At 40.8% G+C, this 25,469-nt stretch carries 17 protein-coding genes; 2 read left to right on the top strand and 15 right to left on the bottom strand.

The features are described from left to right. Window positions 1-3: 3 nt before the first annotated feature. The 5 genes from IWX76_RS10405 to IWX76_RS10385 form a co-directional block, all read right to left on the bottom strand. Window positions 4-852, bottom strand: a complete 849-nt coding sequence (locus IWX76_RS10405; protein WP_196859819.1) for a glycoside hydrolase family 16 protein — start codon at window positions 850-852, stop codon at window positions 4-6. A 39-nt stretch (window positions 853-891) separates the two neighbouring features. Further along, window positions 892-2,310: a PKD domain-containing protein gene (locus tag IWX76_RS10400; RefSeq protein ID WP_196859818.1), complete on the bottom strand. Its 1,419-nt coding sequence runs from the start codon at window positions 2,308-2,310 to the stop codon at window positions 892-894. 10 nt (window positions 2,311-2,320) lie between these two features. After that, the gene (locus IWX76_RS10395; protein ID WP_196859817.1) at window positions 2,321-3,826 is read right to left on the bottom strand and encodes a RagB/SusD family nutrient uptake outer membrane protein; all 1,506 of its coding nucleotides are present in this window, start codon (window positions 3,824-3,826) and stop codon (window positions 2,321-2,323) included. Window positions 3,827-3,836: 10 nt separating this feature from the next. Continuing rightward, window positions 3,837-6,938 carry a SusC/RagA family TonB-linked outer membrane protein gene (locus tag IWX76_RS10390; RefSeq protein ID WP_196859816.1) on the bottom strand — a complete coding sequence of 1,034 codons (3,102 nt, stop codon included), beginning with the start codon at window positions 6,936-6,938 and terminating at the stop codon, window positions 3,837-3,839. 235 nt (window positions 6,939-7,173) lie between these two features. After that, entirely contained in the window at window positions 7,174-10,095 is a 2,922-nt protein-coding gene (locus IWX76_RS10385) for a triple tyrosine motif-containing protein (RefSeq protein WP_196859815.1), read from the bottom strand. Window positions 10,096-10,200: 105 nt separating this feature from the next. On the opposite strand from IWX76_RS10385, the gene IWX76_RS10380 reads away from it, so the two are divergent. Continuing rightward, window positions 10,201-10,686, top strand: a complete 486-nt coding sequence (locus tag IWX76_RS10380) for a DinB family protein (RefSeq protein ID WP_196859814.1) — start codon at window positions 10,201-10,203, stop codon at window positions 10,684-10,686. Between the two features lie 32 nt (window positions 10,687-10,718). On the opposite strand, the gene IWX76_RS10375 is transcribed toward IWX76_RS10380, so the two are convergent. From IWX76_RS10375 to IWX76_RS10330, 10 genes are all read right to left on the bottom strand, one after another. Then, the gene (locus tag IWX76_RS10375; protein WP_196859813.1) at window positions 10,719-13,010 is read right to left on the bottom strand and encodes a GH92 family glycosyl hydrolase; all 2,292 of its coding nucleotides are present in this window, start codon (window positions 13,008-13,010) and stop codon (window positions 10,719-10,721) included. Between the two features lie 18 nt (window positions 13,011-13,028). Further along, complete coding sequence (locus tag IWX76_RS10370) at window positions 13,029-13,694, bottom strand: basic secretory protein-like protein (protein ID WP_196859812.1); 666 nt, start codon at window positions 13,692-13,694, stop codon at window positions 13,029-13,031. A 15-nt stretch (window positions 13,695-13,709) separates the two neighbouring features. Beyond that, entirely contained in the window at window positions 13,710-14,591 is an 882-nt protein-coding gene (locus IWX76_RS10365) for an ROK family protein (protein ID WP_196859811.1), read from the bottom strand. 17 nt (window positions 14,592-14,608) lie between these two features. Continuing rightward, window positions 14,609-16,030: a glycoside hydrolase family 125 protein gene (locus IWX76_RS10360; protein WP_196860063.1), complete on the bottom strand. Its 1,422-nt coding sequence runs from the start codon at window positions 16,028-16,030 to the stop codon at window positions 14,609-14,611. 130 nt (window positions 16,031-16,160) lie between these two features. Continuing rightward, window positions 16,161-17,171, bottom strand: a complete 1,011-nt coding sequence (locus IWX76_RS10355) for a LacI family DNA-binding transcriptional regulator (RefSeq protein ID WP_196859810.1) — start codon at window positions 17,169-17,171, stop codon at window positions 16,161-16,163. An 88-nt stretch (window positions 17,172-17,259) separates the two neighbouring features. Beyond that, window positions 17,260-18,900, bottom strand: coding sequence for a RagB/SusD family nutrient uptake outer membrane protein (locus IWX76_RS10350; protein WP_196859809.1), 1,641 nt, complete (start codon window positions 18,898-18,900; stop codon window positions 17,260-17,262). Between the two features lie 155 nt (window positions 18,901-19,055). Next, window positions 19,056-22,097 (bottom strand): SusC/RagA family TonB-linked outer membrane protein, encoded by a 3,042-nt coding sequence (locus IWX76_RS10345; RefSeq protein WP_196859808.1) that lies wholly within the window; start codon window positions 22,095-22,097, stop codon window positions 19,056-19,058. Window positions 22,098-22,386: 289 nt separating this feature from the next. Beyond that, window positions 22,387-22,989, bottom strand: a complete 603-nt coding sequence (locus IWX76_RS10340; protein WP_196859807.1) for a GIN domain-containing protein — start codon at window positions 22,987-22,989, stop codon at window positions 22,387-22,389. Between the two features lie 139 nt (window positions 22,990-23,128). After that, complete coding sequence (locus IWX76_RS10335) at window positions 23,129-23,533, bottom strand: GreA/GreB family elongation factor (RefSeq protein ID WP_196859806.1); 405 nt, start codon at window positions 23,531-23,533, stop codon at window positions 23,129-23,131. Between the two features lie 406 nt (window positions 23,534-23,939). After that, entirely contained in the window at window positions 23,940-24,782 is an 843-nt protein-coding gene (locus tag IWX76_RS10330) for an endonuclease/exonuclease/phosphatase family protein (protein WP_196859805.1), read from the bottom strand. A 66-nt stretch (window positions 24,783-24,848) separates the two neighbouring features. Between IWX76_RS10330 and IWX76_RS10325 the strand changes: the two genes are divergently transcribed. Further along, entirely contained in the window at window positions 24,849-25,376 is a 528-nt protein-coding gene (locus IWX76_RS10325; protein ID WP_196859804.1) for a hypothetical protein, read from the top strand. Window positions 25,377-25,469 lie beyond the last annotated feature (93 nt).

Here is a 25,469-nt window from a genome sequence, read left to right as displayed (position 1 = left end):
CCTTTACTTTTCAATCATTTTGTAGTAACGCACATAATCCACTATTAAACTTTGAGGGAAGATATTATCATCGATGCCCTGTGCACCACCCCAGTCGCCACCTACAGCCACATTAAGCAAAAGATGGAAACGTTTGTCGAAAGGCCATTCTTTATAAGTTTTACCTTCGTTAGCAAACTCGAACACTTTTACATCATCAAAATAACCCCTAATGGCGTATGGCGTCCAGTCTACCCGATAGGTATGGAACTCCGTACTAACCGTTGGAATAACCCTGGTGGCTGTTTTTTGCGTATTGATTTTAAAATAATAGGCTTCGGTATGCGTGGTAAAATGAACCGTATTCTGGTCATAACCCACGTGTTCCATGATATCAATTTCACCTGATTTTGGCCATCCGCCGTAGGCGTAATCTGTAGGCAACATCCAGATTGCCGGCCAGGTGCCTTTACCGGTAGGTAACATCGCTTTTACCTCGATTCTTCCGTACAATACATCCAGCTTGTTGCGGGTTACCAAACGGGTAGAAGAGTAACTCATCCCATTGCTGCTTTCCTTCCTGGCTGTTATGGTTAACTTGCCATCGGCTACGCTGGCATTGTTAATCGAATTGGTATAGTTTTGCTTTTCATTGTTACCCCAGCCGCTACCGCCAAGGTCGTAATCCCACTTGGCGGTGGCCGGTAAGCCGGTGTAATCAAATTCATCACTCCAGCTTGGCGCAGTTTCAAATGCCCATTGTTTATCAACAATAGGATTGGTGCCCGGCTGGATAATGATAGGCCTTAAGTCCTCATTACTGGAGCAGGCGCTAATCAGAGCTAGTATTGCGGGTATAGTGAATGACAACATTGTACTTTTATTTTTTAAATACACCATATAAAACTGAGCTTATTTGAATTCGAAATCATCAATATAGAAGATCCCTGGTTCTGGATGACCTTCGCCACCTACCTGTACGACGATTTTGTCGTAAAGCGTCTGATCAGCAAATCCTGCATAATCAAACTCCAACTGTATCCACTTATTGTATTGATCAGGTGTAATGGTTTTTGCGATTTCTATTTGTGTGGTCCAGGCATTTCCGCCTAACAAAGAGTTCTGTAACTTAATGGCTACCATTGATTTAACTTTTGTAAAATCGTTTGCCCCAGGAATGAACACCTTCATTCTGATTTTGTTTTTGGCGGCCAGGTCAAAACGGTAAGGCATGGTTACATTAAGGTTTCCATATTGACCATCACCCCCTGTCCATTTCTCATAAAAGGCCACTTTTGTAGAGGTATTGATGGGAAAAGGATTTGGATTATCATAAGAACGTTTGTAGGTAATGTTTTCCGTTGCCCAGGTAAAATTAGACACCAGGTCAAAATCGTCTGAAAGGTTAGCTGCCTGCATAGGTTTCTGTACCGGTGCCACCACTGGTCTTTCATAACCTTTCCTGATTAGGCGTAAGTACCAGGCATTGCCATTTACCGCCTTGTCTAAAGACCTAAGGTGCATTTCATCATTAGTAAGTGATAGAATCTGGTATTGTGATACGCCCAGATAATAACCGATGAAGCCACCGTTTGAAATAGTCAGGTATTTGGTGCCGTTGTTTTCAGTAATTAGCCAGGTCAGGTTAGTTGGCGGTGTATAAGCCACGGTAGGATCAGCACTTCCTGTAGGACCACCGATACCTGGTGCATTTCCAGCATTGGCGAAAGTTGTTCCATTGTTATTGTAGGTGTATTTCAGGGCATTCATGTTGAATACCATTTCATCGTCGTACAATCCTAAACCTTCTTTTTCATTTGGGCCAGCCTGGTACCATTCGGGTTCAGTGCCCCCTATCGGACCTACGCCTAAATGTCCCTTCTGTCCTTTATCAACCACCCAGGTTTTACCCGCCATATTAGCTAAGCCACCTGAAATAAGGTCGAAAGCAGGATCCGTGAGCATAGCCGGATTGGTTTGCGCAATGGTAACAGTTTGTGTGTTGGATGCGTAACCACCATCGGTGAGGATGGTTAGTTTAATCACATATTCTCCCGACAAAGGATAAGATGCGGTTACGGTGTTACCCTCGGCAGTAGCGCCATTTCCCAAATCCCACATGGCCTTAAATCCTGGCGACTGGCTGGTTAAGGTAATTACGTTCGGATTGTCAGTGCCAGGACTGGCAGTGAACTTCACCTGATCGGCAGTGGGTGCAGGACCCAAATCGCGGTCTGAATCGTCCTTTTTACAGGCGCTGCTCAATAAGGTGAATATAAAAATCAGGCCCATAAGGACCGGATTTTTTAAAGTGTCGTTTACAAATTTCATTTTCTAATGATTAATTATAACCAGGATTCTGTTTGATCGTTCCTTTGGTGATTTCGATTTCCGTTTGTGGAATTGGCAAGAATTCGCTTTTTCCAGCCTGGAAACCACTTGCACCTAATACTTCTACTGCTTTGCCAGTACGAACCAGGTCAAAGAAACGATGTCCTTCAGTGGCCAGTTCTAGTCGGCGTTCTTTGTAGATGTTATCTAATGTAGCAGGAATGGAAGGCAGGCCTACCCTTTTTCTAACGGCGTCAAGCAGTTCCTGGGCACGTGTGGCTTGTCCGCCACCACGCACCAATGCTTCCGCTTCCATCAGGTAGGTATCCGCCAGTCTGATTTCAATTTCATTGATCGGCCAGTTTTGTTCAGCTGTTCCACTTGCCGAACGGTAAGCTTTTAATGGTGCATACTTTTTAATAAAGTAGTCGGTGTTCTGGTACCTTACATTATAGGTGGCACCGGCAGCTTTTAAGGCAGTACCGTCAATGATGGTTGCATCGAAACGTGGGTCAGCTTTCATTACAGCAACCAGGCTCTCGGTAACCGGGCAAAAACCCCAGCCACTGGAATAAGTATCGCCACTATAACCATCAATACCAATAAATTGTGTAGCAACGTTACCTTCACCCCCATTAATCCAACCCCAGTCTGTCCAGGCAGCATTATTTGAATGTGGAATTTCTAGAATTGATTCGCTGTTAAACTTGTTCTCCGGATTGAAAATACTTGCATAATCAGCCATTAAAGCATAACCATAGGCATTGCCTGTACGGTTAACATCTTGAAATAAGGTGGCTGCTTCAGTCATCTTAGCATTGTCGTTTTGGTAAAGCAACACTTTTCCAAGCTGTGCTTTTGCAGCACCCTGCGAGATTCTTCCTTTATCGGTATCACCAATAGTTACGGGAAGGTCAGGAAAAGCAGCACGTAAGTCTTGCTCAATCTGTGCATAAATCTGATCTGGTGTGGCCTGCACCTGGGTGTATAAGTCGGCCGTAGGCAGAACTGTAATAATTAGGGGAACATTTCCAAACCAACGTACCAGGTCGAAATAGAAGTAAGCACGAAGAAATTTAGCTTCTGCGGTTACCCTTGCTTTAAAAGGTGCACTGAGGGTGGTCGATTTCTCTATTTTATCAAGAATCACATTGGCGCGGTTGATACCGGTATAGTTTTTAGACCATAAACCTGACTGCGGACCGATGCGGGAATCCATTTTAAAGTTATCGTAAGCCACCCAGTTCGGCTGATCGGAGGCATTGCTTCCGCCAGCATAACAATCGTCGGATGCTGCACTCAACAATGGCATTTTCATGGTGTAACCGCCTGAAGTTCCCCATTGGATCACATCGTAAACGGCAATAAGGCCCTGGTATACTTCACTTTCATTTTTGTAGAAATTATCTTCTAAAGCCGTGCCCCTTGGGGTGAGCTCCAGGTAATCCTTTTTACATGAAGCAAAGACCTGTATAAATGCCAGTAAGGCAATAGCGTATTTTATATATGATTTCATATGAATAAGATTAAAAGCCAACATTTAAACCTAAGAACAAGGTTCTTGCCTGCGGATAAAAGCCACGGTCGATACCGAAACTTCCACCACCAATTTCCGGATCATAACCACCGTATTCGGTGAAGGTGAACAGGTTATTTGCCATCACGTATAAGCGGAATTTAGAAAGACCTGCTTTTTTAACCACACTATTTGGAAGCGAATAACCTAATTGCAAGGTTTTAATACGGAAGTAAGATCCGCTTTCCAAAAACAGGCTCGACACACGGCTATAGTTTTTGTTGTTATCCTCCATCGCCAGACGTGGAGTGGTGTTACTGGTTCCTTCGCCGGTCCAACGGTCTAAAATATCGGTAGTGTAGTTAGAAGACGGCAGATCGAATCTTCTTAAACCGTTAAAGATTTGGTTTCCTGCAGAACCTTGACCAAATACCAGAATATCAAACCCTTTGTAAGCTGCACTGAAGGTCATCCCGTAAGTGAATTTTGGCGTTGGATCGCCAATAAATTCCCTGTCGCTTTCATTGATGATACCATCACCGTTCAGGTCCCTGAACTTGATGTCGCCGGGACGTGCATCCGGCTGAATTCGGTTGCCATCTGCGTTTTTGTAGTCTTCGATTTGTTGCTGGTTCTGAAATAAGCCGTCACTTCTGAAACCATAGAATGACCCTATGGCATAGCCCACAGCGGTTCTGGTTACTTCCAGGCCTGCTGGTGTAATGGTTTGTCCGCCTAGGTATTCTTTATCATCACCCAGGTAACCGATTCTGTTCTTTAATAAGGCACCGTTAGCGGAAATTTTATAAGAGAAATCACCAATGTTATCGCTATAACCTAATTCCAATTCAATACCTTGATTGGTTAAGTCGGCAATATTACCTACCGGACCGTTATTCCCTACGTACAGCGGTACGGCTACACCTAACAACATCCCTGTTGTTTTCTTGGTATACCAATCTGCAGTGATGGAAAGTTTGTTAAATAGAGTAGCGTCGATACCAATATCTGTAGAGGAGGTTTCTTCCCATTTCAAATCTGGATTTGATAAAGCATCAGGACTCACGCCATTGGTTAAACCAGCAGAATTACCTAAAGTATAGTTACGACCACCACTTACGGTAGACAGGTACCTGAAATCACCAATATTATCATTACCGGTTACCCCATAGGATGCCCTGAATTTTAACAAGTTCACGACATCATTTTGAGGGAAAAAACTTTCTCTCGAAGCCACCCAACCCACGGATGCAGATGGGAAGTAACCATATTTATTATTGGAGCCGAAACGGGATGAACCATCACGACGGATGATACCACTAAACAGGTATTTCTGATCGTAATCATAAGTTAAACGACCGAAAAGCGAGTTCAACGTATTCAGGTATTCGCCACCATAGAAATCACTGTTGGCACGTGATACCGGAAACTGTAAGGAAGCATCTTTCAGGTTATCTACCGGAATGCCTTCCTTGGTTCCGCCTTGTGTTTCTCCACTATTTCTTTGTGCAGAATAACCCACTAAAGCATTAAAGCTGTGTTTTTGGATGGTTGCTGCATAACTGGCGGTATGATCCAGGATCCAGAATAATCCCCGGTTAATGTTTCTTGAATAAGAAGTGGTGGTGGTTTGGAAAGTATTGGTCAGGTAATAAATAGGACTGAAACTTTGTCCGCCCCAGAACGCTAAATCCACCCCACCTGCTGAACGTAAAGTTAATCCTTTTATAGGTTTTACTTCTACGTAAAGGTTGGCTACCACTTTATCAGACCAGTTATTTCCTTGAGCAACCGCAAGTGCTGCTACCGGGTTTAACACCTCTGATTGTGCATAAGGAGAAATGGCATAAGGAAAACCTTCATGGTTTCTTACTACCGGATTGTTTGAATAAGGCGGTGCATTGTATTTTGCCGGATCTGTTTCCAATAAAGGCGTAATGGGATCCATATTAATGGCACGGGTTAATGGCGTTCCGTATTCAGAATTGGTACCTACACCGATGGAATTGATGCGGGTATACCCGATGGTATTACCAATTTTAATGGCTTTTGTAATCTGGTGATCGGAGTTAAAACGTGCGGTGAACCTTTTAAACTGGGAGTTTGAAGTAGCCACAATTCCATCCTGATCAAAATAACCAAAGGAACTGTAATAAGTAGACTTTTCATTTCCACCACTTAAGCTTAATTCGTGGTTATGCATAATGGCATTGTCGTTAAAAACCTCTGCCTGCCAATCCGTTCCTACGCCATATTGTGATGGATCAGGAAAACGTACCACTGCATTGGCATTAGATGCAAGTTGTGCTTCATTATACAACGTTGCATACTGCGTAGCATTAAGCAGGTTAAGTTTTCTAACGGCTTGTTGCGTTCCTAAATAACCATTGTAGTTAACATTGATTTTGCCATTGTTCGAACCTTTTTTAGTGGTAATTAAGATAACACCACTAGCGGCTTTAGCACCATAAATGGCCGCTGAAGCGGCATCTTTAAGCACGTTGATAGATTCAATGTCGCTTTGGTTCAGGAATTCGATTCCTCCACCGATTTGTACTCCATCAACAATGTACAAAGGATCACTGGAGTTAATAGAGGTAGTACCCCTGATGCGTAAGGTTGCTCCTTCACCTGGCTGACCAGATGTTGCCGCTACGGTTACACCGGCAACACGGCCTTGTAAAGACTGTTCTACACGTGTAACGGGCATGTTTTCCAGGTCGCTGGCTTTTACCGTAGAAATTGCTGCGGTAGTAACCAATTTTTTCTGGGTACCGTAACCTACTACGACTACTTCACCAAGGTCTTGCGCCTCACTGGCCAAACTAACATTAATTGGTGTGCCATTGGCCACGGTAACGGTTTTAGATACCATTCCCAATTGGGAAAAGATTAGGGAAGCACCTGTGGAAACCTGCAGGGTGAATGCACCGTTGGCATCGGTAACGCCCCCCCTGTTGGTACCCTGTACTTTGATAGTGACGCCAGGTAATGGTTGCCCATTGGCCTGATCAGTAACTTTACCTGATACTGAAATTTCCTGTGCGGCTACAGCCAGCGGAAATACAAGTAAATACACCAGGAAAAAAAAGAGTGTAATTGTTCCTCTCATACAATAAAATTTGGTTTAAATATTTGGTTAGTTTACAGTTCGTGTGGAGAACTATAACTTCAAATCTAAACCAGGGAAGAACAATTACAAGTTAACAGGCTACTACACCAACCCTACAACAGGCTTAATTTAAAGGTGTATTTGAGTTTTTATGCCCTACATAGACACTACATTTACCAATAACTAACTGATAATCAATAGCACGTTGATATTCATTGACAATAAACTCATAGTACTATTCTTTAAGCACTAAACCCCTGGATACCTGCATGAGAAAGTCGTATAAATTGATATCAGGCCTGATGTTTAACTTCTTTCTTAAGCGGTACCGCGCCACCTCTACCGCTTTGATGGTAATGTTCATCATTTGAGCAATCTCTTTAGTGCTGAGGTTTAACTTTAAGTAAGCACATAACTTCAATTCATTAGGCGTGATTTCTGGAAATAAGTCTTTTAGTGTATTAAAAAATTCTTCATTAACATTATTGAAATGCATATTAAACTGTGTCTTGTTATCATCACCTTTTTCCACATCACGAATTAACCGCAGCAGGTGCCTGAAACTTTGGGAGCTATCGGCAACATCGTGTTTTTTGACCAGCGTAGATATCACCTCCTTAATGCGGGTAAGCACTTCACCTCGCTGCACCAGGTTCATGGTCATGGTGGCAAGCTCACGGTTCTTAAAATCCATGTCAGCTTCCAGTTTCTCATTTTGCAGATTGGTTATTTCTTTTTCATTACGATCTACCTCCAGCTGGTGCAGGTAACTGAGGTGTTCTTGTTCTTTCAGGTGTTTTAATTTCTGCCAGCGCAACACCAGGTATATGGTTAATGCACCAATCAAGAAGTAAATGACATAGGCTACCATACTGCGGTACCAGGCTGGTGCTATCCTAAATTCATAGGCGACCACCGCTGATTCGTTACCCAGGTTATTTCTGGACCTCACTTTAAAAGTATACTTACCTGCTGGCAGGTTGGTATAATCCTTTTCACTTTTCGCTGTCCATTGCGACCAGGCAGGGTCAAATCCTTCCAACTGATAACTGTACTGCACATTGCTTTTTTGATCATACAGGGTAGAGGAATACTCGAAATGCATGGAATTCTGGTCGTAAGGCAGTTTAACCACCGAGTTTTTATCCTGACTTTTCACCACCTTGCCGTCTTGCAAAAAATAACCACCGAAGATAACGCTGTCTGTTTCGCCAAGGGATTTCACTTGCCCAAGTAATACCGTTGGAGTGGACTGACTTGCTTTATATTTTTTGTAATTGAGGTGAAAGATGCCTTTACTGCCGCCAAAGAATACGTTTTCTTCATTATATACGTAGATAGATTCGAAACCACCTACTACTTTTTCGTTTAATTCAGACAGGTAGGACAGTGAATATTTAGCTTCAGTGGTTTTCAATGGCGCTAACACCCCTACCCTTTTATTAGAAACAAACCATACTTTTCCATCCCGATCCTCCTTCAAGTATTGAAGTGGCACATCTTCTAGTATGTTTTTAAATAAAGCAGAAGGTTTAAAGGAGTTTGTTTTCACATCGAATTCATAAATACCTTTCTCCGTAGCTACTACCCTTCTGTTTTTAATATGGAATAAATAATTATGTAAGTTGGATGGCAGGCCGTGCTGTTTTCCGTAAATGGTGGTCTTTTCTATCTTGTTAAAATCAGCAGCAATTTGCAGCTTGTAGATCCCGCGGTTGGGATGCGATGCCCACGCGGTATGCTCAGCGGCATCATAATCTAAAAACCTAAAGGAATCGTTGAAGCCATACAAGGCGCCCTGATCTACAAACTTCCCTTGCTGGAAGCGAAGGTGCTGAAGCCCAAAATAGGTGCCTGCCAACACATCGGTGATGGGGTAGACCCTGGATCCCGGACGGAAGAGCCATGTTCCAGAACTCGATATGCGCTCAGCCTCATTTCCTGAAACAACAAAATTCCCATCTTCGTGCCCCATTAACAACTGTCCGTTTATTTCTTCCAAGCTCCACACTTGCCCCTTTGCATTCCTGACTTCTGTAAAAGCCTTGTTATAAAAACTGATATCCATCTCCCCAGCTACCACGGGCGAAGCATACAGTCCGTTGGAGGTGCCAATATATAGCCTGTCTTTAAATAGGTTTACCGCATAACCTGTGGCTTGTTTATTCTTATCAGGAAAAATGGTTTTTATGGCGCTATTGATAGACAACTGATCAATTCCATCGTCAAGAGCTACCCATAGGCTGCGGTTATGGTCGATCAGCATGCCGCGGATGTTATTTTTCTGTAAACCTTCTTCAAAAGAATAACGCTGTACCAGCTGACCAGTTTTATTTATAATCAAGATCCCAGCAGATGTGGTGCCTAGTGCGTACCAGTCTTTGTTAACTTGTGTAGCACAATAAATACGGTCGTTAAAAAACGTCTGGTCCTGAGTGGTTTTGAATGGTGTAATTTTCTGTTGGTGCATCAGAAAGAGTCCGTTTTTTAGGGTAGAAATCAACAGGCTATCTTTCCCAAATGGCAATATGCTGGTTACGGTAGTTTGATGCAGGGCATTGCTACCATTTACAGGTTTCCAACTACCTTGCTCATAAACCAATAAACCACCATAGCTACCTTGTGCATAAATGTTGTTATTGGCTTTTCCCAGGTAAGCCCATTGTAATTTAGGCTGGTAAATAATGATACGGTCGTCTTTATAATGCAGCAATTTATTGATCGACCTAAAAAACACCTCTTCGCCAAAAACTTCTACATTCCACACATCAGCAAACTTGCGTTCGTTTTCAGGAATCAGGTGCATGAGCGAGTGGTAGGTTAGTAGCCCCTGTTTATTAGGAAAAAAGTAACCTATTTCATCTTGCCCACCAATAAATATTCGGTTCTGGGCATCAATTTCCACGGATCGGACCACTGTAAAGTTTGGCAAATGATGGAGGTTCCAAAAGCTGCCATTGAAAGTTAACAGCCCATCGTTATTGCCAAAATAAAGAATGCCATTTTTGTCCTGTGCTACATCCCAGTTTTGGATACCACCTTTATAATCATTGTAACTGTAATTTTCTATTTGTGGTAGGGCTAATGGGCTTTGTCCGATGGAAAAAAATGGACATAACAGGATGACAAGAAGAAAAGCATTCCTTTTAAAATTCATACAGGTGATTAGCCTTAACGGCTTAATTTGGTTAAAATCTGAAAAGCAGCAAGATAATTGAAAATGTTAATTAAAACATAAAAATTATTGCGTTGTTATCTGCTCATGAATACAGCGCACCCGACGTCAATCCTGATTCGAGAACTTACTGACCTGATCAGGAAAGGCCATGCACATGTTTCTTTAGAAGAAGCAGTTGCGGGAATGACCCTCGAACAGATCGTGCTTACTTCAGCAGATTTGCCTTATAACACCTGGCAGCTGGTGGAGCACTTACGAATTGCTCAATGGGATATTCTTGAATTTTGCACAAACCCCTTACATAAATCACCAGAATGGCCATCAGGTTATTGGGTAGCCGCATCAGACCGACCAGACGAACAACAATGGCATAATAGTTTATGGCAAATTAAAGCGGATAGGGAAAGTTTTTTACAAGTATTACATGCTCCAGATACAGAACTTTATCAACCCATTACCCATGGTACGGGGCAAAACATTTTAAGGGAAGCTTTATTAATTGGAGATCATAATGCCTATCATATAGGTCAAATCATCATTCTGCGACGTTTGTTAGGCATTTGGGAATAGTCAGCCTTACTTGGGTAAGGCTGACTAAGTTATTATTTCTTCTCTGTCGAGAAAGAGTAAGGGAAACTGGCTTCTGCCGTTCCTCTTTGTTTATTAGGGGTAGCTGTCATGTTAAAGTTTAACACGGCACCTTTTTGTAATCCAGAGTGACTGATCCAATTTTTATCATACGTTTTACCATTTAACTGGAACGATTGAACGTATTTATTCTCAGCACTATTTTTCGCAGCATTGATCACTACTTTTTTACCATTTTCCAGGTTAAGTGTTACCTTTTTGAATAATGGAGCACCCAATACATACTGGTCTACTGCCGGCGTAACCGGATAGAAGCCCATGGCAGAGAAAATATACCAGGCAGATGTCTGACCGTTATCTTCATCACCACAGTAACCATCAGGGGTTGCACTGTACATCCTATTCATGGTTTCTCTCACCCAGTACTGGGTTTTCCATGGCGCCCCACCATAATTATATAGGTAGATCATGTGTTGTATCGGCTGATTTCCATGCGCATATTGGCCCATGTTGGCAATTTGCATTTCTCTAATTTCATGGATCACACCACCGTAAGCACTTTCGTCAAATACAGGAGGCATAGAAAATACAGAGTCCAGTTTTTCTACAAATTTTGCCTTTCCACCCATCAGTTGTGATAAACCATCAATATCATGGAATACCGACCAGGTATAATGCCAGCTGTTACCTTCGGTAAATGCACCACCCCATTTGAAGGGACTAAACGGCGTTTGGAAAGTACCATCCTTATTTTTACCACGCATTAAACCTGATGCCGGATCAAAAAGATTTTTATAGTTCATGCTGCGTTTAGCAAAGATGCCAATTTCACTTTCTGGCTTACCTAAGGCACGGCCTAACTGGTAAATGGCGAAATCATCATAAGCGTATTCCAATGTTTTCGCAGCATTCTCATTTACTTTAACATCATAAGGCACATATCCTAACTTGTTATAGTATTCTACGCCATCGCGGCCAACCGCTTCCATCGGACCTTCATTGTTAGCGCCGTGAACAACGGCATCCCATAAGGTGTTGATTTCATAACCACGTAAACCTTTAATATAAGCATCACTTACAACCGATGCAGAGTTGTTACCCACCATGATATTGGCATAACCAGGGCTGCTCCATTCTGGTAACCAGCCACCTTCTTTAAAATCGTTGATTAAACCTTCCTGCATTTCTTTATTAATAGAAGGGAAAACCAGGTTTAAGAAAGGATATAAGGCACGGAAGGTATCCCAGAAACCTGTACCGGCAAACATATAACCTGGAAGAATTTTTCCATTGTACGGACTCCAATGCACAATCTTATTGTCTGCATCGATTTCGTACAACTTATTAGGGAAAAATAAGGTCCTGTATAGAGAAGAATAGAACGTACGGGTCTGATCAATGGTACCACCCTCTACGTTAATACGACCTAATTTTTCATTCCACTCATCTTTAGCTTTTTGTTTCGTAGCTTCAAAAGCATCGTTAGCTAACTCGCGTTTTAAACTGATATCTGCTTGTTCAAAGCTTATAAAAGAGGATGCCACTTTAGCCACTACTTTTTCGCCTTTAGTGGTTTTAAAACCGATAATGGCACCAGTATGGTCACTTTCCAGTTCTAATCCATCTTTTAATGATTTACCGCTCCAAGTTTTAGCCACAGAAAAGTCTTTATCAAAATAGATGACAAAATAATTCTTGAAATTTTTAGGAAGTGGACCACGTGCATGTTTAGTGGTGTAGCCGATGATCTTTCTTTCTTTTGGAAGAATTTTAATATAGGAACCTTTATCCAATGCATCAACAACAACATAAGAGCTGTCGGATTTTGGAAAAGTAAAACGGAATTGCGCTGCACGTGCTGTTGGCGTAATTTCGGTCGTTACATTGGCATCAGCCAGATATACGCTATAATAATAAGGTGTAGAAACCTCTGCTTTATGGCTAAACCAGCTGGCGCGGTCATCTTCGTTGAACTTCATTTTTCCAGTTACGGGCATAATGGCGAACTGGCCATAATCATTCATCCATGGCGAAGGCTGGTGGGTTTGTTTGAAACCTCTTATTTTATCGGCATCGTAAGTGTATGCCCAACCATCTCCCATTTTACCGGTTTGTGGTGTCCACATGTTCATTCCCCAGGGTACGCCAATAGCGGGGTAAGTATTTCCGTTAGAAAGTGATGGCTTTGATAATGTGCCCATTAAAGGGTTGACAAAATCAACCGGACTGGCTATTTTGCCCGATGTTTGAGCAGAAACGCTTGTGGTAGCAAGCACCAGTAAGGCGAAAAAGGTTCTCTTAATCATGGTTTCTTTGTTAAGGTGTTATTGTTGTGTTAAATATGCTGACCAAAGACCATCAAGGTCATCTTTGGTTAATTGTGTCCAGATTTCTGGGGTATAACTATGGTCTCTTAGACTTTGATCCACTGCTTTAATGGTTCCTGATTTTACATTTTTCTCCATCCAATCAAAAAATTTAGCAGTAATGCGGTAGCTGCTTTTATAATGATGATCTGGTTTCATAACTGGTAATACCCATTTAGCGCCAGCATTGTCTACCCCAAATTTATAACGTGCATAATCTGCAATGCCTTCCGTTAACCAACCTGGACCAACGCTATTGCCATAATTTTGGACAATATGCATCACCTCATGTGTAACCACATCGATATCTTCCGGGTGTTTATCCATCCAGATAGCGCTAAAGGTTACCTGTCCATCATGGGCAAACGCCACCCCTTTATAGGCCGTATCAACCAGAAAACTGACGTGCTTTAAGGTGTTTTTATTGTATTCTTTAGCCAGTTTAGGATAAACCACAAAAAAAGTGTTTATCATCCGCTCTTTTAGTGCCGGATCTAAGGATGAATGATTGCTTTTAAACGTTAAGGTGTAACCTTTCTTTGTAATAACATCCTGTGCACTAACCTGAAATACCGAAAAAAGGCATAACATTAAGGCAACAGGCAATAATTTTAATTTGCGCATAGCGTATTGTAAAATTTATAATGATGATTGATGTAATAGTTCCCAACAGCTGGCTGCACCAATTAATGACGCAACCTCCTTGAGTTCTGCTATTTTAATAGTAGTTTTTATTTTATGCTCTTGAAGTTTAGCCAATAGTGCCGGCAAAAAATAAGGATGTGCATTGGCAATATTACCCCCAAGCACTACCACATCTGCCTGGCGCGCTATGATAAAAGGGCTAAGGAATTCGGCCAGGTGCTGACCAAATTCTTCAAATACCTGGGCTACCACAGGCGACTTACTATTTAAGGCCGCTAAGGCTTTCACATCTTCAACCACCTGGCCGGTACATTGAAAATAACGATGGATGAACCACCGGGTGGACAGATAATCTTCGGCAATGCCATTTTTAAAGGGCGACTGCCATAAGGCCGCATCTACTGCAACACTATTTTCTAAAAAAGCAGAGCCTAAACCTGTGCCCAAAGTAAGTCCAATCACCCGCTTTCCTTCGCGGGCAGCACCGCCAAATACTTCACCCTGTAAAAATCCTGCTGCATCATTTAAAAAACGAACCTGATCAGGCTTGATGTGTAAACGTAAGGCAAGTTCCTGCTTTAAATTTAACTGGTAAAGCGACCTGAACTTTTCCTGATCCTGAATTAAGGATATTCCGTTTTGATAGTCAAAGGGCCCTGGCATGGCAATTCCTATATATTTTTCAGCAACCTCCGCCTCATCAAACACCTGGTTAATTACTTTACACCAGCATGTTAATATGTTGTCAGCTGTATCATTTGAGTCTACTGCTTCACGTTGCAAAGTACCCTGAACGATGCTCCTCGTTTCCAGGTTTACTAAAGCTGCCGTCATATGCGAACCACCAATATCAATACCTAATACACTATCTCTCATTAATTTATATATTTTTATTATGCTTTTAATAGTTCGGGTGTGGTGTTGTAAGTTCTCCATAATAACTCGCCAAATAAAGTATTCGACCAGGCAAACCAGGCTCTTGTAAACTTCGCCGGATCGTCTTTATGAAAGGATTCATGCATAAAACCCGTACCTGCATGCGTTTTTTGCAGGGTCTGGATACACCACTTAATTTCTTCTGTATCCTTAGAGGTCAATGCCCGGATGGTCAAACTCATTGGCCAGATCATGTCTTGTCCGGCATGCGGTCCACCTATACCTTCAGCAGCTGTTCCTTTAAAATAATAAGGGTTGTCGGTCGACAATACAAATTTTCTGGTGTTTTTATAGACCTCGTCGTCTTCAGCTACTGCCCCTAAATACGGAAGGGATAGTAAACTTGGCACATTTGAATCGTCCATCAGGTAAGAACTTCCAAAACCATCAACCTCAAAGGCGTATATTTTACCATATTTCGGGTGGTTTGCCGTTCCATACTTTTGAATGGCATCACTTACTTCTTTCGCCAGGGCTAACAATTCAGTAACCAAAGCACCGTCTTCCTTATGTAATGCTTTGATCATTTCTGCCGCTTGTTGTAGCGAAACAACAGCAAAGAAATTGGACGGAATGAGGAAAGGAAATATGGTGGCATCATCACTAGGGCGGAAAGCAGAGCAAATTAATCCTACCGGATTCACTGGAAAGCCATATCCTGCCATTGGCTGGGTGTCAGTTGCAGTAGTAGCCCGACGCTGGAAATGATAAGGGCCTTTATTTTCTTTGCGTTGCTGCTCTTTGAAAACTTGTAAAGTACTGGTTATTGCTTTTTTCCAACTGGCATCAAAAGGTTTGGTGTCACCTGTTTTTTTCCAGTAGTGATAAGCCAGTCTTATGGGGTAGCATAACGAATCAATTTCCCATTTACGTTCATGAATGCCCGGCGACATGGTGGTTTGGTCGGTTTGCCACTCCCCTGTTTTTGCGGGATCATTATAGAAAGCGTTGGCATAAGGATCTTTTAAGATTGATTTAGTTTGATGATTGATCACCCCTGCAATTAAGTTTTTTAATGGCTTGTCTTCATTTACAAATTGAAGATATGGCCAAACCTGTGCAGAACTATCGCGAAGCCACATGGCATCAATATCACCTGTAATCACATAGGTATCTGGCTTACTATTTTGTTCTGTGTAATACACCGTGGTATCTAAGGTATTCGGAAAACAGTTTTCAAATAACCATTGCAATTCCGGGTTTTTTACTTTCGATTGGAAGGTTTTAATAGCTGCATCAACAGATTTGCTTTTAAAATGGCGTTTAGATGGAGCAACCCTTACAACAGGGTATTGCGGTGCTGCGGCGAAAGACAATTCTGAAGCTAGCAAACCGGCACCCAAAAGCCCCGTATTCCTTAAAAATATTCTTCTTTTCATCATGCTCAAGTTTAAATGTATTTGGTTAGTAAAACGATTTAGTTTACCAATATTATAAATATAATTTGCGAATTACAACCCAAATGGCGGTTATTCATGTAATTTTAAAGATACATCATTAATCTACAGCTTAGCGGATGATCAACTTAGCTGGAAGTATTATTTTTTCGGGTGTTATTTCCGTTGTCGAAGCAAGTTGTTGAAATATCAATTTGATAATGTTGTCAGCAATTTCTTCCAAGGGTTGTTCTACCGCAGAGATTTGAGGACTATGTAATTTGAATACATCCCCGTCATCATAAGCAATAACTTTAAAGCTATCATTCACCAGTTTATTCATGCTTCTTAAGGCAGATAGGCCACTAATGGCCAGGTAATTCGTGGCAAATAAAACGGCATCAATGGTTTCATTTACTTTAAACAGCTCAACCAACTGGTTAATGGTTTCATTTCTAGGCTGTTTAAAGGGTACTTTCAACACCAATGATTCATTATAGGTGATATGGTGATCGGCAAGTGCTTGTTGATAACCTGCATGGCGATCAGTAATTTGCTCCACATCAAGGTCAACAGTTACCAAGGCAATATTTTGAAGGTTCATGGCTATGAAACCCGCTATGGCATCATAGGAAGCCTTAAAATGGTCTACACCAACATAATTCGCAGAAATGGTAGGCAAGTGCCTATCAAAAAGCACAACTGGTTTTCCTTCGTCAATTAATTCCTTGATAATCTTTTCCGTGCCTTGCACAGGAGAAATGATATAGGCATCAACCTGTCTGGATCTGAATAGCTGTATAAGTTCGTTCGTACGTACCGCATCACTCTCGGTACTGGAATAGATGATTTTATAGCCTTTTTTATAAGCTTTCTCTTCAATAAGCCTGGCTATGCCTGCAAAAAATGGATTGGAAATATCCTCCACCATTAAGGCAATAATCTTGGAGTTTCCTGTTCGAAGGCTCCTGGCAATTTGATTAGGTTGATATCCTTGAGCAAGGATAATTTCTTCTACTCTTTTTATAACTGCAGTACTAATGTTTTTTTCGACAGCTTTTCCATTAATAATAAAGGAAACAGTGGTAATGGAAACGTTAGCTATTTTTGCAATGTCTTTTATGGAGGGCGCTTTAGTTGACATATAATATAGACTTAGCACAAATCTATAAAATAATGCCTTATAATCAAGAAGAAGAGCATATTAGCTCTTCTTCTCTTTCAATTATTATTTAATACCCTGGATTTTGCACCAGTTTATTGTTCAGATCGATTTGTCGCTGTGGTATTGGATACAATTCACGACTAGCGTTCGTAGGCTGGTGATCCCACCAGCTAGCAGTCGTAAATTTCCCAAACCTGATTAAATCTGATCTACGGAATCCTTCAAAGATAAATTCACGTCCACGTTCTGCAAGTAATTCTTCCATGGTCAGCGATGCAGGGGTATAAGCTTTCAATGCCCAGTCTTCTGCAGTATAAGCACGTTTTTTAGTGTCATTGATCAGGCTTACTGCCTCAGCATTGGCTGTACCACCATTTTTACGCATTAATGCTTCTGCTTTTGCAAAATAAACCCAGGTTAACCTGTAGATGTTCCAGTCGTTGCTGTTATAGCTAAGGTTAGGTTCAGGTATACCTTTTGGTCCGGCTACCTGGTTGCCTAATTTATACTTATTAAAACGCACACCACTGTTTTCTTCACCTTCACTCATGTTAGAAACAGTAGATCCTGATTTGTTTTTACGAATGTTATCTACAAAGGTTAATTGCTGACCATTATATTCTTCAGAAGCCAACACAGGGGTTACACCGTCTGAGAATTTCACCATCGGACCAATTAATAACCAATCAGATTTACGTAAATCAGCATCTTCAAAGGTGGTATAAACACCTGGAATCACTACAATACCATCATTACCATTCCTACCACCACCATATATTTCTTGCTGTTTGAAATGGTAGAATTCCGAAGGCCAGCTAGGTTGGGTATTGGCAAGTTTGTAATCTGTTACCAAAGAGAAAATCACCTCATTAGAAAGATCGTTATTTGGCTTAAACTGATCTTTGATGTTAGCATCTAGCTTCATCGCTCCGTTTTGTCCGCCAGCCTGGCTGGTTATTAATTTATCTGCTGCTGCAATACAGTCGTCCCAACGAGGTGTTCCTGTCCAAACTTCTGCATTCAAATACAATTCAACCAACATGGCATAAGCACCAGCTTGTGTCATACGGCCCATCATTGCTCTGGAAAGCTTAGGTGCAGCATCAATGTTTTCTTTAATTTCTTTTTCAATGAAATTGAAAACTTCCTGTCTTGGCAAAGTTTCTGGTTGTGCAGGCTCCCCAACTTTGGTTACCACCGGAATGTTACCATACATATCCATTAATTTAAGATAGTGAAATGCTCGTAATAGTTTAAGCTCAGCCAGGTATTCAACTTTTTCCTGTTCAGTAATGCCCATACTAGCCACTTCTCTCTTCTCAATATTCTGAATTGGGTCATTACATAAACCCATTCCCCAATACATCAATGACCAGGCATTGTTTAAATTGCTTTCATCAACCGTCCAGGTATGGTAATGTAACCTTTTCCACTTCCCACCATCTTCACCATGACGACCTTTAGTTGGCCAGGCCAGCTGGTCGCCTGAAAGTTCTGCTGCACGCCAATGACCATCCTGACCAGATGGCGTTACCCATGCACCTGCATGTGTATAAGGTCTTAAAACAGCCGACAACACTTCGGTTTTATTGTTATAGAAGTCATCAGTTAACAATTCATCGTATGCATTCTCATCCAGTTTTGTACAGGCGCTTGAAAAAGATAGCGCAGCAACCAGACCTATATATAAAATTGATTTATTTTTCATTGAAATATCATTTATTTTTAACGGTAATGAAGCTATCTATCGATGGTTTCATCAGTATGATTATTTATTTAAAGTCATGAACCTATCTACAGCTATTTTTAATTGCTTTTGTAAGCAGTAAGCTTATGATGGTTTCATAGAAATTTCATTTATTTTTAAAATCCAACATTTAATCCAACAAGGAAAGATCGGGTACTTGGGTAAGCGCCTCTGCTATCAATTCCTGCACCAAAACCTGTATCTGAGATGAAGTCAGGATCATTACCACTGTATCCGGTAATGGTAGCAAGATTCTGACCTGTTGCATAAATCCTGATACTTCTTGCCCATTTAGTATTTAAGTTGAAGTTATAACCCAGGGTAACTTCGTCAAGCTTAATGTTGGTACCACTCTCCAGGTAATAGTCTGAATACATATAGGTATCATTGATTTGATTGTGTTTGGTGAACGTCTCTCTTAACAGGTTACCTGACCAAGTTTTGTTACCATAGGTCAAAGCCGTTGCATTTAAGATGCTGTAGTCGAACTTTCCACGAAGGAAGATACTTAAATCGAAGTTTTTATAGGTAAAATTATGCGTCATGGAAGCATAGTATTTTGGAATGGCATTACCTAAGTTCTGCAAGTCTGTAGTGTTTAAATCTTTTGAGTTGTTAATCTGGTCATTTCTTACCGCTTCACCGTTTCTGTTATAAAACAACCATTTACCTTCGTCGTTAAATCCAGCGAACTTTTTGCCCCAGAATTCACCAATTGCATTACCTTGATAAGTGGTGATGGCATCACCAAGATCTCCAGCACCGCCAATTCCACCGAATGTTTTATATAAAACTTTAAACTGGTCGTTGGAATAAGAATCTAATGTGTTTTTCAAAGTACTGGCTGTAGCATCAATGTTCCATGAAAAGTCATCGTTATTGACCGCTGCATAACTTAATGCCAACTCAATACCTTTCGAAGAAATCGTTCCAACGTTAGCATAAATACTCGACTGCACATATGGAGGTTGTGGGGTTACATAAGTATCCAGCAAATCTTTCGTCGTACGTTGGAATACATCTATAGCACCGGTTAATTTATTATCAAATAACTTGTAATCCAAACCAATGTTTAACTCTCTTTTAGTTTCCCATTTCAAGTCTGGATTAGGGTTCCGATTGGGTCCATAAGTTTCGTAGTAAACTCCATCAGGGAACAAATATTTACCACCGCCGCCAAGTGTAACACGGGAGGCATTGTTACTAAAACCACTATTTCCGGTCACACCATAACCTACCCTCAATTTCAGGTAGTTTACGAATTTCACATCTTTAAGAAAATCTTCTTCCGAAATATTCCAGCCTGCAGAAACAGCCGGGAAATTTCCCCATTTGTTATTAGCACCGAATCTGGAAGACCCTTCCCTACGTAAAATAAATTGTGCAAGATATTTGTTATTGAAGGCATAATTAACCCTTCCAAAAAATGCAATTAATGTATTGTCATTTTTATAACTGTCCATTGATCCTTTACCCAAGCCTAAGGCCGTACCTTCTGATAAATTGTTATCGTCAAATAGGTCATTGATAAATCCGCGGTTAGAGGCTGAAGAACCTTCCTCAATATGATACCGGTAACTGTATCCGGCTATGGCGGTAACACTGTGTTTATCCAAAAAGATCTTTGAATAGTTTAAGGTAGGTTCTACTGCAAAATCCTGTGTTAAGCTATTTGCCTTACCGGCATAACCACCATTTGGGAAATCGGTGTTTTCTTTGGAATCTTCACTGGCCTTAATTCTGTACGAGCCATCTGTATTATTGTTCCTGGTTACCGACCCAAACACGGATGCTTTTAACCCGTCAACAATATCCAAATCGAATTTCGCATCGGCAGAAGTCGTTTGTTGTTTTCTGTAGTTTGTTTCGTTAAATAACCTGGCATATTCGTTGGTGCTGGTCAGATCATAGCGATAACTTCCATCAGCGTTATAGTTAGAAAGTGTTGGGTTTTTGGCCATCTCACTTTCCCAGCCTCCGCCGCCAAGCATATTTGCATTATTAAAATTGGCAGCTATATTAAATTGGGCAGTTAAACGGTCATTAAATCCTTTTTGGTTAACATTTAAGCGTAATGTATATTCTTTTCTTCCGTTTTCCAAACTAATACCCTGAAGATCTCTGTAATTTACACTGGCACGGTAACTCGACTTATCGGATCCTCCTAATAAGGATAAGTTATGGTTTTGTGACAAGTTATCGTGATTAATCAGTTGATCATAAAAATCAGTACTGCTGCCGAAATCTTGTTGTTTGATTTCTCCTGCAGCAATTTTCTGACGGAATTCATCAGCACTTAAAAAATCCTGTCTGTTCTGGAGATATTCTTTTCTGAAATAAGTTGTATAGTTGAATTCCGGCGGTCCTGCCTTACCCTTTTTAGTGGTAATAATAATTACCCCGGCATTCGCCCGGGTACCATAAATAGCTGCACCTGATCCATCTTTTAACACATCGATCGATGCAATATCGTCCTGCTGTAATAAATCAGGGTTGGCGTCAGGAATACCATCAATAACAAATAACGGGCTCGAACTTCCGGTTAAGGAAACTGCGCCCCTCAATTGTACAGAAGCACTGCTGTTTGGATTGGAACCGGAACCTCTGGTTACTACTAATCCGGGAACTTTACCCTGAATTAAATCCAATGGACTTCTGGAGCCTCCCTTTCTGAATTTCTCTGCAGAAACATGTGTAACTGCTGAAGTAATTTCTTTTTGAGTCTGCGTTCCATAGCCAACAGATACAACCTCAACATTTTCAAGGGTGGTGCTGTTAGGGGCCAGTTTCACAGAGATCGTTTTCTGTTCGCCTACAACAACCTCTTTAGGCGCATAACCTACATAACTAAACACTAATACTGCAGTTGCAGATGGAACGCCGATGGTAAAAACACCATTTGCGTCTGTCGAAACAACTGTATTCGTGCCTTTAACTTTCACACTAACGCCAGGTATTGGCTGACCAGTCTCATCGCTAACAAGCCCTTTTACGATAATGTCTGCAGTTTGAAAAGTACTTACACTTTCCACACGACTACTCGTAATGGTAATGTTAGTGGCCTGTGCGTTAAGCGCATTTAAACCAAGTCCAAGAAGGACGCTTCCCGCAAAAAAAGTAGGACCTGGTTTAATAAGTTGGATAAAGTTTTTTTTCATACGATGGATTTTACTTGGTTACAATGGAAATGGGTTGAACTATTAAAATTAATAAAACGTTTTACTAATTATTCTGCATTCTAGCCTTCTTAAAGAGTTAGATGTTGTATTCTTTCTTATAAAACGTTTTAGTAAAGTCGAAAGTAAAAATTATAACCATAGGTTTCAATTTAAAACAACCTGCTGAAGTAACATTTCTATTACATTACGCCGAAGCGTGTAAAATATGAAGCACAAAAAAAGCCCGTCCAATTGGACGGGCTTTTGATTAACTGGTGGAAAAAATGATTTAATTAATTTTTCTGCTGGAAGCATAAACACTTGTTAATGAAGTAGCATCGGTTTTATCAGCATTAAATTCGTGCATTTTAATTTTCGCCAGGTCACCTTTTTTTAATTGGTGACTTGCAGTACTTCCACTTAGTTTTAAAGCGGATTGATCTTTAAGCTCTGTATATAAACTTTTTGTGGTTACATTCACATTTGCCTTGGCATCATCTTTCAGTAAAATCTGCAAGGCATCCAGGTTGAAATCACCTTGTGTTCTAACTGTTGATTGTTCTGATGCGTCAATTCGTTTCAAATCTTTCAAATATACATACATGGTTACACGTTCGTTTTCAGCACCTTCGATCATCAACTTAGCCCCTTTCTTTTTGATAGATATTGCTGGCTCAGCATCATGGGTTGATACGATTTTGATGTTTTCATGATCAGACTGAATCAGGTAAACATCCACCGGGCCGCTCACCACAACCATATTTACATTCATATTTGTTGCAGGAACCTTAGTGGTTCTCACGCTATCATTGGCGAAAGTGGTAAATGCGGTTGCACTTAAGAATAATGCACTAAGTGCAGTTGCGAATAGGGTTTTGATTGAAGTTTTCATGTCTTTATGTTTTAAGTTTTATTTTTTAAACCTTTGTCTATAAGACGACATCTTCTCAAAAACGTTTCATCGTAAACCTGGCTATTATACCAGGTTCAACAAAACTTCGACGAACTGCCCTTTTTGTTATACTACCTGGCTATTTTAATTTTGTAACTTCTTCAATTTTATAAACTTTTACGCCATCAGGCATCTCCCATTGTACCTCTGCTCCTTCTGCATAACCTAAAATAGCTACGGAAATTGGCGAAAGGATGGAAATTGTATTGTGTTTATTTCTGGCTTTAGCGGGTGCCACCAAATCATAAGTGAATTCATTTCCAGTAGTCACTTCTTTTACACGCACCCTTGTGTCCACATCAACAATGTTTGCCGGTAGTGCTGAGCGTAATACCTGGTTGGCCGATTTAAGCTCCAGTTCTAACTTAGCTTCATTGTATTTGCTTAATTTTTTGGAACGGATATGTGCTCTAAGCAAATCAAAAATTCCTCGTGATAATATGATGGGGGTATTGTCTAGTTTTAAAACAGCTGTATTTGTCATGATATTTATAAATAAATGTTAAATAATAAATTGCAGGGGGCTGGCTCCAACAAGAATCCTTGCTGGAGCTGGATTTTCAAAATCCAGGTGCCCAGGGCGGTTTATTTTCATGAAAAGATAATTTTAAAGTATAATCGCAGGCCTCCGGCAACAGGGTTACCGGTGAAATGACAATAAAAAAAATGGAGAAAAGTAAGGAGTGCGCACCTAACGCATCAAACCCCAATCCTGAATAATCAGGTGGGGCTTAATTAATAAAGTCCTTGCTACTTTTAAGAAAGGAATCCCTGTATCTGTAAGCCAGATAAAAGATAGGGTAGTCTATAAACACTGCGTGATGTAGTGATTCCATTGCACAAAGATAGCCTTTATGTCTGGATATAAAAAATCAACGAAAAGCAGCTATCTATTTCAGTTCCAGATCAACTAATACCGGAAAGTGATCTGAAACAAACTTACCACGGTAGGTATCCGTTAACAAACCCCATCTTTTCGCGCTGAAATGTTTCGATACAAAAACATGATCAATAATATCATCACTGTCCAGTTGTTTTCCCCAGCCATTAAAAGAAGAATTGTTTACATATGGATATTTTACCTGGTCATAACTATCGGACAGCAATGCTCCATTTTTTAATTGCAGGTACCATTCGCTCTGGTGATTACCGTTTAAATCACCGGTAAAAATCACAGGTTGCTGCCCGGCAATTTCTTTAATTTTTTTCAGCATCAGCTTGCTGCTTTCCACGCGTGCAATTTTGCCTTCATGATCATAATGCGCATTAAAGAAATAGAATTTCCTTCCACTTTTAATGTCCTGCAGATAAACCCAGGTGCATATGCGGTTGCAGCAGGTAGCATCCCAACCCAGGCCTGGCTGATCAGGCTTTTCCGACAACCAGAAGTCGCCTTTAGCCAGTAATTTAAATTTATCTTTCTTGTAAAATATGCTGGCATGTTCTCCGCCAGACTTCCCGTCATCACGGCCACGACCATATTGCGCAAATTCAGGAAGCAAGTGACTCAGGTCGTCGATCTGATTTTTTTTACCCTCCTGGGTACCAAAAATATCAAATTGGTGGAACCGCAGCAGGTTGGCCGCTACTTCTTTTCTTTGCGACCATAAGTTACCCAGGTCACCCGGATTGTCGTTCCGTACATTAAAACTTCCTACAGTAAGCTGCTGGGCTAGCATTACAGATGGAGCAACAAACATTAAGGCAATAACCAACATGTATTTAATTTTCATGGCTTCAATTTATATGATTAAACTTCCATACAAAACAAGTAAATTTATGTGTTAATCCAATGGTTTATGAAGGTAAACATTGTTTATATTGGAGGGCAGGTACAACTTTCCATCAAAGCGGAAACATCTGCAAAAGTGAAAGTTACCCTGTTGTTTTTCGATCTGATGGGCCTCATTATCATCGTCATATCACTATACGAATGGTTGCTAGGCCTACTGATCATGGGTATCCTCTGGTCTGTGGGTATTGGAACTTTAACGTTGTGGAACTTATTTGGAAAGGAAACCATTACAATTACCAAAAATGCTTTAACCTATCAACAACATTACGGGTTTCATAAAACTAAACTGGAAAGCAAACCTGTTCACCGGGCCCTAAACATTTCCTTAATTCCAGTTCCTGAACATTCAGGGCAACCCCATTATCAATTGATATTTGAATCTTATAATGCACAACAATTGCCAGAAGAAATTTACCGAAGTACGTTATCCATATCGGCTGCCGACCTGGAATGTTTAAAGCAAAATATCAGATTATTATACTTCAAGAAAATTGAACCTGATTTTAAACGCCAACCCTACCTGCTTAATTAAGCAATCCTACTTGCGTTGGCTTAATACCACAGTTCGGTCTACATCTAAAGTTCCGCCCACAGTAATATGGGGGATACCCAAACCTCAAAAAAA

The organism is Pedobacter sp. CAN_A7, assembly GCF_015752175.1.
In the GTDB taxonomy this organism is placed as follows: Bacteria; Bacteroidota; Bacteroidia; order Sphingobacteriales; family Sphingobacteriaceae; genus Pedobacter.
The sequence above is the reverse complement of the archived record's forward strand: the minus strand, read 5'-3'. Positions and strand labels throughout refer to the sequence as shown.

Coding starts and splice junctions, on each gene's coding strand:
- IWX76_RS10375 (WP_196859813.1), bottom strand. CDS start 13,010: ATGATTAAGAGAACCTTTTTCGCCTTACTGGTGCTTGCTACCACAAGC.
- IWX76_RS10400 (WP_196859818.1), bottom strand. CDS start 2,310: ATGAAATTTGTAAACGACACTTTAAAAAATCCGGTCCTTATGGGCCTG.
- IWX76_RS10365 (WP_196859811.1), bottom strand. CDS start 14,591: ATGAGAGATAGTGTATTAGGTATTGATATTGGTGGTTCGCATATGACG.
- IWX76_RS10355 (WP_196859810.1), bottom strand. CDS start 17,171: ATGTCAACTAAAGCGCCCTCCATAAAAGACATTGCAAAAATAGCTAAC.
- IWX76_RS10395 (WP_196859817.1), bottom strand. CDS start 3,826: ATGAAATCATATATAAAATACGCTATTGCCTTACTGGCATTTATACAG.
- IWX76_RS10340 (WP_196859807.1), bottom strand. CDS start 22,989: ATGAAAACTTCAATCAAAACCCTATTCGCAACTGCACTTAGTGCATTA.
- IWX76_RS10380 (WP_196859814.1), top strand. CDS start 10,201: ATGAATACAGCGCACCCGACGTCAATCCTGATTCGAGAACTTACTGAC.
- IWX76_RS10330 (WP_196859805.1), bottom strand. CDS start 24,782: ATGAAAATTAAATACATGTTGGTTATTGCCTTAATGTTTGTTGCTCCA.
- IWX76_RS10360 (WP_196860063.1), bottom strand. CDS start 16,030: ATGAAAAGAAGAATATTTTTAAGGAATACGGGGCTTTTGGGTGCCGGT.
- IWX76_RS10350 (WP_196859809.1), bottom strand. CDS start 18,900: ATGAAAAATAAATCAATTTTATATATAGGTCTGGTTGCTGCGCTATCT.
- IWX76_RS10405 (WP_196859819.1), bottom strand. CDS start 852: ATGTTGTCATTCACTATACCCGCAATACTAGCTCTGATTAGCGCCTGC.
- IWX76_RS10385 (WP_196859815.1), bottom strand. CDS start 10,095: ATGAATTTTAAAAGGAATGCTTTTCTTCTTGTCATCCTGTTATGTCCA.
- IWX76_RS10390 (WP_196859816.1), bottom strand. CDS start 6,938: ATGAGAGGAACAATTACACTCTTTTTTTTCCTGGTGTATTTACTTGTA.
- IWX76_RS10325 (WP_196859804.1), top strand. CDS start 24,849: ATGAAGGTAAACATTGTTTATATTGGAGGGCAGGTACAACTTTCCATC.
- IWX76_RS10345 (WP_196859808.1), bottom strand. CDS start 22,097: ATGAAAAAAAACTTTATCCAACTTATTAAACCAGGTCCTACTTTTTTT.
- IWX76_RS10370 (WP_196859812.1), bottom strand. CDS start 13,694: ATGCGCAAATTAAAATTATTGCCTGTTGCCTTAATGTTATGCCTTTTT.
- IWX76_RS10335 (WP_196859806.1), bottom strand. CDS start 23,533: ATGACAAATACAGCTGTTTTAAAACTAGACAATACCCCCATCATATTA.